The sequence below is a fragment of the Neobacillus sp. PS3-12 genome, from assembly GCF_030915385.1.
Classification (GTDB): Bacteria; Bacillota; Bacilli; order Bacillales; family Cytobacillaceae; genus JAEVLT01.
The window spans coordinates 3,953,052-3,968,643 of record NZ_CP133268.1 but is presented as its reverse complement, the minus strand read 5'-3'; the positions used below and the strand labels follow the sequence as shown (position 1 = coordinate 3,968,643).

At 35.0% G+C, this 15,592-nt stretch carries 9 protein-coding genes; 3 read left to right on the top strand and 6 right to left on the bottom strand.

Translation table 11 applies throughout. From position 1 onward, the window contains the following. Positions 1 to 292: 292 nt before the first annotated feature. The 6 genes from RCG17_RS20080 to RCG17_RS20055 all read right to left on the bottom strand — a co-directional run bounded on the left by RCG17_RS20080 (position 293) and on the right by RCG17_RS20055 (position 13,015). The gene (locus RCG17_RS20080; protein ID WP_308171851.1) at positions 293 to 1,444 is read right to left on the bottom strand and encodes an asparaginase; all 1,152 of its coding nucleotides are present in this window, start codon (positions 1,442 to 1,444) and stop codon (positions 293 to 295) included. Positions 1,445 to 2,760: 1,316 nt separating this feature from the next. Next, the gene (locus RCG17_RS20075) at positions 2,761 to 5,331 is read right to left on the bottom strand and encodes a S8 family peptidase (RefSeq protein WP_308171850.1); all 2,571 of its coding nucleotides are present in this window, start codon (positions 5,329 to 5,331) and stop codon (positions 2,761 to 2,763) included. Positions 5,332 to 5,343: 12 nt separating this feature from the next. After that, positions 5,344 to 6,351 carry an AAA family ATPase gene (locus RCG17_RS20070; RefSeq protein WP_308171849.1) on the bottom strand — a complete coding sequence of 336 codons (1,008 nt, stop codon included), beginning with the start codon at positions 6,349 to 6,351 and terminating at the stop codon, positions 5,344 to 5,346. A 452-nt stretch (positions 6,352 to 6,803) separates the two neighbouring features. Next, on the bottom strand, positions 6,804 to 9,932 hold the full coding sequence (locus RCG17_RS20065; protein WP_308171848.1) for a type I restriction endonuclease subunit R: 3,129 nt from the start codon (positions 9,930 to 9,932) through the stop codon (positions 6,804 to 6,806). A gap of 15 nt (positions 9,933 to 9,947) precedes the next feature. Further along, complete coding sequence (locus RCG17_RS20060) at positions 9,948 to 11,060, bottom strand: restriction endonuclease subunit S (protein WP_308171847.1); 1,113 nt, start codon at positions 11,058 to 11,060, stop codon at positions 9,948 to 9,950. Continuing rightward, entirely contained in the window at positions 11,057 to 13,015 is a 1,959-nt protein-coding gene (locus RCG17_RS20055; RefSeq protein WP_308171846.1) for a type I restriction-modification system subunit M, read from the bottom strand. The genes RCG17_RS20060 and RCG17_RS20055 overlap by 4 nt, the downstream gene beginning before the upstream one ends. 891 nt (positions 13,016 to 13,906) lie before the next feature. On the opposite strand from RCG17_RS20055, the gene RCG17_RS20050 reads away from it, so the two are divergent. The 3 genes from RCG17_RS20050 to RCG17_RS20040 are packed head-to-tail and all read left to right on the top strand — an operon-like array spanning position 13,907 to position 15,588. Further along, a complete protein-coding gene (locus RCG17_RS20050; RefSeq protein WP_308171845.1) occupies positions 13,907 to 14,671 on the top strand; it encodes a rolling circle replication-associated protein in 765 nt (254 codons plus the stop codon). Continuing rightward, complete coding sequence (locus RCG17_RS20045; RefSeq protein WP_308171844.1) at positions 14,655 to 14,849, top strand: helix-turn-helix domain-containing protein; 195 nt, start codon at positions 14,655 to 14,657, stop codon at positions 14,847 to 14,849. Before RCG17_RS20050 ends, RCG17_RS20045 begins: the two co-directional genes overlap by 17 nt. Then, complete coding sequence (locus RCG17_RS20040) at positions 14,842 to 15,588, top strand: hypothetical protein (protein WP_308171843.1); 747 nt, start codon at positions 14,842 to 14,844, stop codon at positions 15,586 to 15,588. The genes RCG17_RS20045 and RCG17_RS20040 overlap by 8 nt, the downstream gene beginning before the upstream one ends. Positions 15,589 to 15,592: the final 4 nt, after the last annotated feature.

Below are 15,592 nucleotides of genomic sequence, written 5' to 3'. Positions count from 1 at the left end.
ATACAAAAACGAATGGATGGAAGTATTGACTAGGTAAGACAGGATGACCGTCTCGTGCAATTTTTGTGCAGTCATTGTGCAGTGTATAAAAATACAGAGGAAAAACAATAAAAAAGACCACTTCCGAAGAAGCAGTCTTTTATCAAAGAACCCTCTGTTCCGAAGGGTTCTGCGGGTTTGGCACCCAATGACCTGTACAGGGCTTGAACCTGTGACCCCCACCCTGTCAAAATCAGATTGCAAAAAATTATATTGACCATCTCTTCAAATGAGTGGCTATTCTAACCCGATCTTAATATTCGTTGAAGTACTCTTGGATCTTGTTCGGACCTTCGTTTTTGGTGAGTGCCAACATCAATAGGATACGAGCCTTTTGGGGGTTGGTGTTACCAGAATTGACGAAGTGGTTGTCTGCGTCGATTTGTTCGTGAGTAACCATTCCTTCTGGTACACGGGTGTCACGAACGACGACAACCCCCTTCTTCACAGCATCCTGAAGACCTGGAAGCGTCTTTTCATTGATAGAACCGTTACCTGTACCAGCATGGATAATTCCCTTCGCACCAGCAGCAACTGCAGCGTCAACCATCACACGATCATCATTGGCATGAGAATAAACAATATCAACACGAGGCAGATTGTCTTCGGCGATCTTGCGAATATCAAACTCGGACTCAGTAGTGTGCTTTTTAATTGGCACATTATAGAAGTAAGGTTTACCGCCTTGTATATAGCCGAGGGAGCCGAGATCCGGATTTTCGAAGGCATCAACATCGGTGGTATTCGTTTTAAATGTGTCTCGAGCGCTTCCGATCTTGTCATTCATGGAAATCAAGACTCCCTTGTCGCGAGCTTCCTTGGAACCAGCCAGTGTTACAGCGTTATACAAGTTCAACGGACCATCAGCAGAGAGTGACGTAGAAGGACGCATTGCGCCAACCAAGACGATCGGTTTGTCAGAATGAACAGTCTGGTTGAGAAAGTAAGCCGTTTCCTCCATTGTATCGGTTCCGTGGGTGATAACAACTCCGTCACACTCTGGATCGTCCAATGCTTTTTGAACCTCTTTCGCCAGTTTGACCATTAAAGCATCAGTATTAGATATACCAGAATCAATGTGTGCCACCTGCTCAGTTGAAATATTAGCAATATCTTTTAGCCCTGGAACCGCTTCTATTAGTTGATCTGGAGTTAGGACACCTGCCTGATAGCCGGTAGTTTGAACCGAAGTAGAGCCCGTTCCTGCAATGGTACCACCCGTTGCCAGAATTTTAATGTTAGGTAATTTTTTCTTAACTGGATTGGTTGTATTAGATGTTGTAATCTGTTTAGCCTCAACATGATGTGGTGCATCGGTGTAACTTGAAGAGATGATGATAATCCCTGGAGCCAGTAATGTTAGTGCGGTGAGAGCAACTTTTTTCTTTGTAGTTAGTTTCTTCATTATTCATTCCTCCAAATATGTATGATTAATTTAAAGTGAAACTTCCATCAGTTGAGTCTTACTGCCCATTAATGCAGGTTAAATCTTAGTTAGCGCTTACATGTATTTAATTTATAATAAATCCTACAGAATCTAACAAATAACTACAAAAGTTACAAAAAATATTTTGAAAATTTTAAAATAACTGTTTTTCATATCAGTTAGCTTTGGTTCAAAAATTTCAAGGAATCCAATTAATTTTAAACCTGCTTAAAGTGCAAATATTTCACAATACCGCAGTCAAAATAAAATCTCCCCTCGTATTATTTGGAAGAGAGTTTTTTCTGCTTTAATCCTTTCAACGAGGTAGAGGACATTTTGGAGGTTATTACAATAATGATTGGATATTACTGAATTGGTAAATGAAATGGAAAAATCCCCGCTCGATTGAGAAGGGCTAAAATTTTTTCAAACTGCTTTTGCTTAAGCAAAAAATAGAACCTTAAGGGGGGAATATTCTTAAAGTGTTGTTTTTTTTCAAAAGTATAAAAAGTTAATATTGATAGATTAAGATTTTTATATAATTACTCAATGCCTGGGGCACTCAAGGGTCGGGATTACGCTTGATATTTACTCCCAAACCCCAATGAAGAAATGCAGCGGAAAACAGCCGATTGTTTCGATAACCAATTCTGGACGTAATGGACAAAAAAAATACAAAATGGAATGTTTGGAGGCATTGACACGGTAAGACAGGATGACGGTCTCGTGCAATTTCTGTGCAGTCATTGTGCAGTGTATAAAAATACAGGAGAAAACAATAAAAAAGACCACTCCCGAAGAAGCAGTCTTTTATCAAAGAACCCTTTGTTCCGAAGGGTTCTACGGGTTTGGCACCCAATGACCTGTACAGGGCTTGAACCTGTGACCCCCACCCTGTCAAGGTCGGGTAGTAAATTATTTACTGTTACCTCTTGTTACCGATAATGCCCAAAAATCTTCATAATCAAGGATTCTTGGGCATTTTTTCATAAATAATCAATCGTTAATATTCCATAGTTATTTTTAGTTTGTTGCCAAAATGATGCCACAGATGCTTTGTAGCATCCCAAATGTTACCGCACTTCATAGATTTTGACTGCTAATAGTAGAATTTTAATAAATGATGTAGTTTTACTTACCTCATAAAACATATTAAAAAGTAAATTTATTCATCTTTTTCAATTATATGAGCCTAACATTTTTTTGTAAGTAAACCTAAAGAGTCTGGAAGTCGACTTTAAATCTCTTCTTAAGACTATTCCTGGCTCAACATATTTTAACAACCGTTTTTTATCCTACCTATCAACATTTTCCACTTCAATCTCTTGTTCCAAGTTATCAATTTCAACTTCAATTAGATTACGTATTTTTTCGTATATTTCTATATCTTGATTTATCGCTTCGAAACTAACTACTAAAGAATATTTAGCTGGCTCATTCGCATCCCAACCTTTATGTCCACGAACTGCAACACAAAAACCGTCAGTTAGCTGATTTGACCTAATAATTGTCCAATCTTTTTGGAGTGAGCTATAAGAACGTGAAAAATCTTTTGCTTGACCGTGATTACTTTGCTCACCAATGACCCAATTAAAGTTTCCATCGTCATCAACTGAGCTACCAGTAATTAAAATTCTTTCTGCAAAAGAATCAATACTTTCCCCTATTTTACTACATCTCCAGTCGAGCCAAGTAGATAAATATCTACTTATCGTTCTCCTTGTATTTCTTGGTTTCGCCGCATAAGATAATGTAATTTCTATAAGAATATCAAAATCTTCACCAACAGCAGACAATTCTTCTGGTATAGGTATTTTGAAAATATGAGCCTGTCCTTCAGATAAAAATAAAGTTTCCTCTGTAACCAAAGTAATACGATATTCATTATTTTGAGTTGCTCTGATAACATTGGGAAGACCATATCCAACATGTCTAATAATGTCCTGTGCATTTTCAAACTTTTTATTTACACTGATCGGCCATCTGGCAGATTGTGCTATCAAGGCTCTATATAATAATGCTGAAGATGTAGGAAATAATTTTTGAATTTCTGCAGCAATATATGCAACTTTAGGTGCAGCAAAAGATGTACCTATTGCATCTTTGGAAAATGCGGGACCTTCAGGAGAAGTTCTTAGCAGCTCAGGACAAACTTCTGGAGGTGTTGTGAGTTGTATTTCTTCACCTTCTTTGTTTTTCACCCATGTTCCACCATATTCTACTACATCAGGCTTAATAGAATTCCAAATCCCTGCACCTGTACGTGAAAATGCAGAAGGTTCATTTTCAAATCCAATGCTTATTGCATCTTCTGTTTCATAATTGGAATGTGAAATAGATCCAACTGTTAAGGCCTGCATACTCTGTGCCGGATTTGCTATTCTAGATTGTTCTTCAAACAAATACTTTGGATACGTAAACCCATCTTTGTAGAAATCTTTTATTGTATTATCATAAATATTACCAGTGGCTTGAATAAATAGAATGTCATTTTCATAACTTTGCACATCAATTTCTGCAGCCCATGGTGACATATGTTTTATTTCGCATGAACCAATTTCAGCGATAGAATGATTAAAAATCTTAGTCTTTCTTTGAGCTACTTTTGAAAACTCATCTACAACCTTTTTTATAATAAGTGGAGGAAAAATACTGCACTGTACCGAATGCTCGTTGTTTTCATTTAAAACACGGGCATTTCTAATGTAACAAGGTAATTTATATGTACCTTCCTGTGGTATTCCAGCTGGATACAGGATCGCCCCCGCTACTCTTGTACCATGCCCTCCATCTTTCACTTCATCTGAAACAGATGTTGTTCCCTGAACATAACATTTTGAATCAGCAACAAGTACTGCTGGTTCTATGTATTTATGTGCTTCCTCGATTCCACTATCAATAACTGCAACAATAGGAGCATCATCATCAGGAGGAAGTATTGTAACACTAGGATTTACCTCACCCAAAGGAGATTCCATTGATTTTCCAATGCATAAATCACCAACATATTCAATTTCAAATATGGGTGAAAAGTTATATACTAAATCCTTTAAGCATTTTCCATTTACATTTACTCTTACTGAGAAGCTATCACATAGCTCTAAAAAAATGGGATCATTATCAACATAAGATCCAATAAATTTACCATTATAATGGTGGATAAAACTTTCGAATTGATGCTCACGTTCAAATTTTAATTGATCCCACTCGTCGTAAGCCTGGTAATACTTTCTTTCCCAATTTCTATATCTTACACTAGCTTTATATTCTTGCTCATTCATTCCCTCTTCTTTTTGTGGTGGCTGTTCCAAATTAAATATATTTCCTGAACAACTAATACTGACATCTACGTCATATTTATAGTCATCTTTTATTGTTTCCCAGATTTTCATTAAGTTTTTTCCAAAGATTTTTTTTAACCTAGAATCATCTTCGTGTAAAGCATACACACGAGCAGGTGTATTACACCTTGTCGAAACTTCATTTATAAACTCATCTGTCTTTTGATTTAAAACTGCAAAATCAGTATCTCCATTTGAAACAATTACATAGCCATTTTCAAGTTCAGAAATAACTTCAAAACCCAAGCCCTTTAGAAAACTTACATCACTGTTAGGATCAATTTCTAATAGAATAGGAATACCAGTTTTTATTTCTGGTAAATGCTCTTTTATTCGCTCTTCTTGTTTTTCCTTCCAAAATTTTGATAACCGTGAAGTTTGCCCTTTAATATACCCTCCATGATTTTTTCTATTTGCCCTGTTTTCTAAAGTTCTTGGATCTGGTGGTACAACGGCTCTTATTTTTGGTTTGCCAGTTAAAATTAATGGTAAAGGAAGATGCGAAAAATCGTCTCTATTTGGCATGGTTCCACCTCACTAATATTTCATAGATATATCTTTAATTACTCCTAAAATATGCTCTTTTTTCACGATATTTGAGCCTTCCAAGATACAACTTTTAGCAGCATTTTGTGCAATTGAAACGATATTAGCTGCAGAATGTCCATTAAGTTGTTTAGCAAGAGAATCCCAATCTATATCCTTGCTAACATTCATTGCAGAAAATGTAGTATAAAGTAATTTTTTTATTTCATCAACAGATGGTTTAGGTATCTCAATGACAACATCAAATCTTCTAAATAGTGCTTCATCAAGAGATACTTTCAAATTTGTAGTAGCAACTACTAAACCCGGTGAATTATATTCATCCAATAGCATGAGCAGCATATTTACAATTCGAGGCACCTCTCCAACATCTTGGCTAGTTATTCTAGACTTTGCAATAAAATCGCATTCATCAAGTAACAAAACAACAGGTTCGTTTTTACAAAAATCAAAAACAGCTCGTAAATTTGAAGCTGATTCCCCAAAATACGATGACAATAATGAATCAAACCTAACCTTTAATAAAGGTAGCCCTAAATTCCATGCCAATCTCTCCGCTGCAAGAGTCTTCCCACATCCAGGTGCTCCATACAAAAGAACCTTTTTCTTTGGTGTTAGGTTAAACTTGGCAAGACGTTCTTTCGCCATATATTCCTTTTCAATACACAAAAGTTTATTTTCAATTTCATTATTTAGAATCATATGATGCTTTAATTGATTACGTGGAACATATGAAACCAACTGCATATTATTTCGTTTACTAGTTGGTAAAGCGCCCATACTACTACTACTACTACTGTTTTTTTCATTTATGAATTTAGCAAATCCGTTTTTCACCTTGGGTTTTTCATTGTACTTGATTTTTTCTAAAGAATTAGCTAAAACATTATGGTTGTTCTGCCGTTCACTTGAAATAATGACATCTGCTATTTTTTTTAAAGCAATTATATCCTCAGAGAAAATTGCTTTAAAAAGTCTTTTATACAAATCAGCATTCATAATCCATTAATCCTTTCAATTTTTGGATTTTTTATTACTCAATATACATTAAAAACCTCCCATTATTATTAATCAAAAGTCTTTTAGAAAATTTGTTTTTTTGTTTTTAAAAGTGCCCTATAAGAATTTGATTTTTGAAGAATAGCAATAACTGTTTCCTTGAAAATAATACTTTAATTATATCATTCGCATTAAAAATTTTTGTTAATGTTAAAAACCAAATTATTTTTTACTAAAAGCAAAATTACATAACGCTCGATAAAAGATATTGACCTGTTTGCTGAAAAAAACCATTAATTTATAACTGTAACAATATTATGAGTATTTTTGATACAATTCATCAATGTTAATTATCGTTCTACTTTACATTTCTGGTAACCACAATATAAATTAGATTTAAAATTTTTGTGTAAACAAAAAGGAGAAGATAAATCTCCTCCACTCTTATTTCATCATGATGCTCGGTATGCTGTATAAACAAATTCATATACTTTTTGTCGATAATAAGTAAGTGACGAGTCATCATAACTTTCAGGTAATTCACTCCATAATGTATCCCTTATTAGAACATCTACAGCAGCTTGTGTCTCTTCTTTATCTGTCCAGTGATCAAGTTCAGCAATTTTTACCTTAATTTTTTCCAGTAATATTTTTGATAACTGCTTTATTCTCTTAATTTCATTCGTAGTCAATGAATCTTTCAAGAGAAGATCATAAATTGCTAATTCCTCATCACTATCGAACCCTTCACGAGCATAGCGTTTTTCTTCATCATTGAGATCATTTACAAAATTGGTGAGATCAATAAAGGTCTTTTCAATTACTGCCTTATCCTGTTCGGCATTAAATTCCTCAATGATTTTCTGGTAACGTTCGTAATAATTGATTCGAGCAGGATTTCGATTCATCATTTCTGCAAGACGATCTTCAACTAGGTCTTTTAAGTCTTTCAGCAAAAGATTCTTGTTGCGTGCTTTAGCAAATTCTTGTTGCAAGCGTTCAAAATCAATGCGACTGATATCAAACCTCTTAGTTTCTTCAGATACTTTAAAATCGTCGAGAACAATTATATATTCGCTGACAATATTATGAAGTTGAATCATCAGATCACTAGTGTCGGAATGTTTTCGTTTCTCTTGCATCTGGTCATAAACTGCACTTATTGCATTCTTATACGCTCTATGGTCATCAGACACTTCATTGCGCTCAACATATTTAAATAGCTTGAATAGTTCTCTTGCCATGATTTCAAACCGTTTCTTAACTTCAGCAGACACACACATCACATTGGCCCCTTCTCTTACTAACGCGAGCTTCACAAAGTCAGATGAACGGACAAGATTTGACAAATTGAACTCTTTCTCAGCCATGTAATCCGTAATCTCTTTTAGTAATTCAAAAATTCGCAACAGTAACTTTTCTTTGTCAGGCGTTGGGTCAGAGGTATCTCCTCCCTTTTTAGCAGTATAATCAGCAAGTGCCTTTCTAAGGGCTTTGACAACTCCAACATAATCCACGATTAAACCATTACTCTTGCCTTCGTAGACGCGATTAGCGCGGGCAATGGTTTGCATCAGAGTATGGGCCTTCAATGGTTTGTCCATATAGATAGTAGATAATGATTTTACATCAAAACCAGTTAGCCACATTGCACAGACAAACACAATACGGAATGGATGATCAGGATTTTTAAAATCTTTATCCATTTCTCGTTTCTCCATCTTCTCGCGGTGTGGTTTTATATCCAATCCCCATTTCTGAAATGTGGCAATTTCATTCTGTTCTTGGCTAATGATGACAGCCATTTCTGTCTCTTTCATCCATTGTAGCTTACGACTGATTTCCATGTGCTCTTGCTGTGTGGCCCCTTCAAGTTCCTTTTCAACTTCTGCAATTTTCCGATCCCAGTATTCCTGAACAAGGTTGTACATTCGAACAGCAGTTATCTTATTAACACAAACGAACATTGCCTTGCCGGTTGTCCATAGTTCGGTATAGTGATTAACAAAATCTTGTGCAATTTCATCTAGACGTTTCTTACTAGTAAGAATATGAATATCTTTGGCCATTTCACGTTCCAATTTTGCCTGCTGGTTTACATCCAAATCTGCTGCTTCAATGGCATTTAATAACTCATCATTAATTTCAGGATTCTTAATATCTAGCATGTCTGCTCGATTCTCGTAATAAAGTGGTACAGTTGCGCCATCTTCGACTGCTCTTTTGAAATCGTAAATTGATATATAGCTTCCAAAAGTACGTTCAGTAATATTGTCATATGCGAAAAGAGGTGTGCCGGTAAATCCTATTCTTGATGCTGTTGGGAGTAATGCACACATATTATCAGCGAAAATACCATTTTGTGTCCGGTGTGCCTCATCAGACAAAACAATGATGTCATGATCTGGAATAATCGGTTCAACATCAGTTTGATTAAACTTGTGAATGAGCGTAAAAATAAAACTTGGATTGCCTTTAAGCATTTCTACTAACCTTGTACCACTTGAAGGAATAAACTGCTTAGCTTCTACATTACCTAGACATCCACAAGCCTCAAACGTATCACTAATCTGCTTATTAAGTTCATCTCGGTCAGTCAAGATAACGAAAGTAGGAGAACCTGTGAATTTCCTGCGAATTTTTTGTGAAAGAAAAACCATAGAATAGCTTTTTCCACTACCTTGAGTATGCCAAAATACCCCCAACTTTCCTTTTCTTATCTTGCGTGCTTTATATGACTCTATGGCATCGTTTACTCCAAGAAACTGGTGGTTGCGCGCCAATATCTTTGCTGTTCTACCACCTGAATTATCGAAGAGTATGAAATTTTCAAATAAGTCCATAAAATTTTTCTTTTGGCAAATACCGAGAAGCATGGTCTCTAAATCAACAGAACCGACATCTTCCTCATTTAAACGTTTCCATTCGTGAAAAAAGTCATACTTACTTCCGAGCGTACCAACCTTTGCTTCCAATCCATTTGAAAGCATCAGGAAGGCATTGAAATGAAATAATTGAGGAATTGTATCTTGATAATCTCTATAGTTACAGTCGTAGGCATCTCTTACATCTACATTTTGCTTCTTAAGCTCAATAAAGAGAAGTGGAATACCATTAACAAACCCGACAATATCTGTTCTTCGACGATAAAGATCACCATGAATTTTCATTTCCTTTACCGCTAGAAAATGATTTTTCTCCGGCTCTTTGAAGTTAAATACCTTAACACGCCGAATTTCAAATTCATTGTTAGTTTTTTTAAATTGAATAGGAATGCCATCTTTTAACATAGCATATTTCTCTTGGTTGATCTGTATCAGAGAATTGGAAGAAGAATATGCCATCAGGTTTTTAATGGCTTCTTCACATAATTCGTCCGTAAGCCAGTCGTTGTTCTCAAAAAGGGCTCTTTTGAGATAACGCACCAGGACAATTTCTTTATATGTTTTTCTGCCTACTGTTCCACCTTCACCCAATATCTCCTTATTGTATGCATAGACGACATCCCAACCCAAAGTATCATGTAGTAGATTACCAGAACTATTTTGAACTAACATGTTCTCGGAGTATTCCCAGCTCATTATAAGACCTTCTTTCTACACTTCTATTTCACCGCTCATAAGTCTAGGGAGTAGTTTGTCGCGAGCCTCGGTCAATTTTTTTATTTGTTGCTCTAGAATGTCAATTTTGCTTCGAATTGGGAAAATAAAACCATTAAATTCTATTAATAAATCATCTGAAGGAATTAACACTTTGAATCTACTCAAATTATCAATGGTTATTTGCGATTGTGCAGCCCCAGTGTCTAATTCTCTAAGATTTTTATGATTAAAACACTGAAAGAGGTAGTATTTATATGTTTCCTCATTTAATAAAAATGCTATTGATAAATTAGTTAAATAACAGTATTTTGGAGATAATTTTACATCTCCTGTTCCCCCTACACCTCTAGCGATAACAATAAGCATTTCATTTTCAAACATAAACTCATCATAATATCCAACGATTCTATAACCTGAATATACTGGAAACCCCTTATCTCTAATTTTTTCTTTTTTAGGCATTTTTCCATATTTAAATGACGATATTTCAGACAAAGGTAGTTTTTTCCATCCATCCGGTATTCCATCTTTAATAATGGTGGTCTCATATCCCGGAAATCTTAATTTTACAAACCATTCTTTATATAACCCCATGGCAGCTTCCTCTAGCAACTTAATTTGTTTTTGCTTGTTTTCAATTAAGTCATCGTAGGATGAGAGAATATCTGCAATACGGCACTGGGTACTAATGTCTGGAATTGTAATGTCAAGGGAATCAAAAATTTTATTATTTACTCTTTGTCGACCCGTTGCACCTGTCATTGATGCGATCATACTTTTTCGTATATAGTCAGTCTGCAAAAAGTAGTAGAGAAAACGATTATCCACATCCTCGGATTTAGGTCTAAAAACGAGAAATTCAGTTGAACCGAAACCACATGTCAACTCGTTTACAAAAAATCCTTTTCCGTTTTGAAGGCAAGGTTCAATCCTTGCTATTACTGTGTCTCCCTTTTGAAACTTGACCCCAGAAGAATATCTCTTAGTTTCAACAGCTTTTGGACTTCTTGAGTAAGTATCTACATTGGCCATTTCTATAAATGGGTATTCCTTCCCCTTTTCAAACGGAATTGTCGGGTTTAACTCAATTAAATCAGTAAAAATCATAAACCCAACCCCGCGAAGTTAGCTAAAATTTTATCCATTAACTCGTTTTCTTCTGTCTGAAGAGTTAGAAGTTCATTGTGAAGCTCAACCATTCTTTCCGCAAAATTATCTTCTGTCTCAACTACAGGGGCAACACCCACATACACACCGGGAGTAAAGGAATAATTTTTCTCTTCAATTTCAGAATGTGAAGCACTTTTACACAAACCGAGCACATCTTGATAAGTCCCGTCGCCAAATTTTTCAGTAAGCCATTTAGCATCCTTGATTATTTTACGACAGGTTTTAATTTCTTGAATTGTTGATTCAAAAGTAGCTGATGTACCCCTTTTAAATTGCGTCCATGTAGTTAAGACCTGACTAATTTTTTGCACATACGTTTTAACCTCATCTTTTTCCAAACCATCCCCATAAGAATAAAGAGCCTTTGACTGTTCATTCATGGCCGATATATATTTCTTAAGAAAGTCATTCAAAGTATATAAATTCTGCAATGTGAAAGCTTCTTTTAATACAGTTTGGATTTCCTTATATAATTCTTTAAGAGGATCAGCGAAACGTTCCAAAAGTGCAAGGTCATTTTCCATAGTTACTAAGAGTACCGTGAGTCGTCCCAAAATTTCTTGCTTATACTCTTTGAGTAAATTTAAATATTTCTCAGTTTCTCCACGATGCAGCCATACAATTGCATTGAGGTTTTTAAGCTGCCATGGACTCCATTCATTCAAAGTTCTATCAACAACGGTGTAATAATTTTTGGCATCGATAAACAACATTTTGTCAATAATATCGTCGTTCTTAGCCTTATCAAGGAACCATAAGGTGCACGGCAAAGATTTCGTATAAAAAAAGTTATTTCCTACTGAAAGCATCACATCTACCGAGCCATTTTCAAGCAATTGTTTGCGAATTTCCCTGTCTTTTCCTCCACTATCGGTAGCTGAAGCCGGCATTACAAAGCCAGCTCTGCCAGTTTCATTAAGATAGGCATAAAAATAGGATATCCAAAGATAATTGGCATTGGACACTTCCTTCTTGTCATTAACACTCGGTAAACCGAATGGCAATCTACCAGCATTGTATGCACTTTCTGATTTAACTTTGTCTACATTAAAAGGCGGATTTGCCATTACATAATCACATTTGCCTTCAAGATTATGCGCATCGCTATAAAAGGTATTGGCTTCGTCACCGGACTTGATGTTTCCGTTTAGTCCATGTACTGCCATGTTCATCAGACACAACTTTGAATTGTATTCAACTTTTTCCTGACCATAAAATGTCATAGCAGTGTTAGCACTAATTCCGTTCGCATTTACGAAATCACCAGTTTGTACAAACATACCGCCACTTCCGCAAGCAGGATCAAGGAGAATGCCTCGTTTTGGTTCGATTACGTTTACAATCATTTGTACCAATGATTTAGGAGTAAAGAACACACCATCATCTGAAGCGACAGCTGGAGCGAATTTGCTGAGGAAATATTCATAAATCCTTCCAATAATATCGCCGTCTACTTCATCTAGCGTTTTATTATTAAAGATGCGTAATAGTTCTCGCAAAAGTTCATCTCTAAAAGAAGTATATGTTTTTGGAAGAATACCGACCAGTTGAGGACTTTGCTGCTCTATTAACTCCATTGCATCATTGACAGCTTTCCCTATGTTTACATCATCCGAGAGAGTGACCAAGTAATTATATCTAGCTTCTTCCGGTAAATATAAGGCATTTTTGGTTTTAAAGTCTTTTGGTTCAACTGGAAGCACACGACCGCCGCGAACAGGACGATCTTTTAATATTTCTGTTTCTACCATCTTAAATCTGCTGTATGCATAACGAAGAAAAATTAATCCAAGAACAGGCATACAGTATTCATTTGAAGTTAGTTTTGAACCTTGTCGTAGCAAATCGGCTGATTCCCATAATTCGGTCTCAAGTTTTCTAATATTAATCATCACAGAGTCTCCCATTTATGCGTTTAAACTTTGTATATTTACTTCACAATTGATTATATAGACGCTTTTGCCCTAGTATTCAAAAGTCACTATCCCTTTCCGTAAACCAACAAAATAACATATTAAATTTCTATCATTATGTTCAATTTGAATAACATGAAAAGGTGTATTTCCAAAGTTTTTTACAATTACCCTTTTAATGTTAACAAAATATTTATGTAATGTAACATCTAAATTAAAAATACTTAAAACAAATAGTTTCTAAAAATAAATTATTTTACCACTTTACCTTTTTTTCTTTTATCATTCGATATATTAGGTACTATTTCCTGCTTTTACCTCTGCCACTTACGGGAAATTTAGGTATTTCAGCTAGGAAGATAAATTAAGAGAGGGAGTAAATGGAGGCATTAACCAAAATAGTTATACAAATTCTGTTTACGGCCGATTGAATCTAAAAAAGGATTCAAAATAATGTCTATGTAGTTAAAGCAATTTTCACTATATTTATAACGGTTTAATAACTCCCTTTATCATCCCTTGCATATTCCTTCCACGATATTTTAAATATACTTTGTCCACTTATTCAGTCGGATTGGTCGGTTTTTTAGTTCATAATGGCTTAGTATTTAGGATTTATAGCTAATACGAGCAATTCGTTAATAAATATAGCATCAATTCAATATATAAAGATACATCTACTATTTACACCTATATTAATCCTAATCCATTCATATTGCTTCAAGAGTAAACTTAAGAAATTTCCAAAACTAATACATAATATTACTAGGAAGTACTTCAATAAACACCGGTGTAACAAAAGAGCCATGTGGCAAAAAAATAACATGATATTTAGTGATTAATTTGACGAAAGTAACAGGAGGAAGATACATGAATAAATCTTATACAAAGGTAATATTAAGTGGGAGATTAATGGAAGTTTCGCAACAATCAACTCCACCTCTTGTATCAAGAAAATCATTAGGTGGGCGTAAACCTTATGGATCAGTTGACAAAATGATTCATGATACGAATAAAAAGATTAGTATTAATCGTGCTCGCGCTGAAATAAAGAGACTACTAGAATGCAATTTTCCCAAGCAATATGCATTTCTAACACTAACCTTCAGGCCATCAAAGGAGCATGACATTACCGATTTAGAAGCTTGTTACAAACAATTTTGCGACTTTAAGAAGCGGCTTAATTATTATCTTGAAAAGAAACAGTTACCACCATTCAAATATATTGGTGTAACTGAATTTCAAGGCTCTGGTGCAGTCCATTATCATTTTGTATGCGACCTAATAAAAATACCGTTGCATGATCTTGAAATGCTATGGGACTTTGGATGGATTAACCGAAAAGTCATTAAATCTAATCCAACCACTAATAAAAAAATAATCTATTACCTAAATAAAGGTATCATGGATGAAAGATTAACAGGCAAGAAGAAATATTTAAGATCACATGGATTAAAAAAGCCTTTAAGTATCATTATTAACAATTTGGAAGACTTTTACGAACACATAAATTCATGCAACATCAAAGAACTTGAAAGTGGTTCATACCACTCCAAACTGTACGGTGAAATACTGTATCACAATTACTATGTAGAGAACGTAAAGGAGATAATGGATTATGTACAAGGACTATGAGAATTATCCAGATGTGTTAAATGTATCTGACTTGCAGCAAATTTTAGGAATTGGCCGAAAACAAGCTTATGAGTTAGTTCATTCCGGAAAGTTTCATGTTATTACGATTGGAAAACGTATCAAGATATCAAAAAAGGTGCTTTTTAATTGGATTGAAGGAGAATTGAATCATGCCTGAATATACTAAGCTTGTTAACTGTGGCAATAATATTTATGTATATGACTATAAATCTTGCGAACCTATTAAACAATTAGGATTAGAACGTGAAGTGTCCGAAGAAGGATTGCTTGGTTTAAAATGGACCCTCAGAACCAACTTTGGTAATGGTGACGATTATACTCTATTCACCATGAAAATTACAGATTTTGATAGTATTGAGCATAAGGTTAACCAATTTGTGCATGCTTTGAAAAAATCCAGTGGTGTAAAGAAGCCTGTGTATTTTGCAGTTTTAGAACTTCCTAATAAGTACCATAAATTCGGTTATGTTCAGCTGGTTATAAATATTCCCATTTACATGCTAACGTGCAAATTGAATAAAAAGATATTGGATCCAAAATATTTATATGAGAACGATGATGAGTGGAGTAATGAAGAAGTACCTATATTAATTGATGATCTGTTGTATTTATCTGATATATGGAGAAATGATTTAGAAATCTTGTTTCCTTCCCAGAGCGAACTTATTCTATTATTGACATCCGCCTACTTGAATTCACTATTGAATCCGTTAAATTCACATGTTGGCCCGATATCGTTTAATAGTTCACTTTCTGATCCTACTATTTTATGGGATCATGAGGCCGAAGAATTCATTCGTGAAAACAAACTGATAGATTACCCGTACCATTATTCGGAAGAGTTCTTTGATTCACAAGCAGGATTTACTATTCTTAATAGATACTCTTTATCTTGATGAC

Bases quoted from the DNA above. Each gene is read 5' to 3' on its own strand.
- RCG17_RS20075 (WP_308171850.1), bottom strand. From the start codon at position 5,331: ATGCCAAATAGAGACGATTTTTCGCATCTTCCTTTACCATTAATTTTA.
- RCG17_RS20045 (WP_308171844.1), top strand. From the start codon at position 14,655: ATGTACAAGGACTATGAGAATTATCCAGATGTGTTAAATGTATCTGAC.
- RCG17_RS20060 (WP_308171847.1), bottom strand. From the start codon at position 11,060: ATGATTTTTACTGATTTAATTGAGTTAAACCCGACAATTCCGTTTGAA.
- RCG17_RS20050 (WP_308171845.1), top strand. From the start codon at position 13,907: ATGAATAAATCTTATACAAAGGTAATATTAAGTGGGAGATTAATGGAA.
- RCG17_RS20080 (WP_308171851.1), bottom strand. From the start codon at position 1,444: ATGAAGAAACTAACTACAAAGAAAAAAGTTGCTCTCACCGCACTAACA.
- RCG17_RS20065 (WP_308171848.1), bottom strand. From the start codon at position 9,932: ATGAGCTGGGAATACTCCGAGAACATGTTAGTTCAAAATAGTTCTGGT.
- RCG17_RS20070 (WP_308171849.1), bottom strand. From the start codon at position 6,351: ATGAATGCTGATTTGTATAAAAGACTTTTTAAAGCAATTTTCTCTGAG.
- RCG17_RS20040 (WP_308171843.1), top strand. From the start codon at position 14,842: ATGCCTGAATATACTAAGCTTGTTAACTGTGGCAATAATATTTATGTA.
- RCG17_RS20055 (WP_308171846.1), bottom strand. From the start codon at position 13,015: ATGATTAATATTAGAAAACTTGAGACCGAATTATGGGAATCAGCCGAT.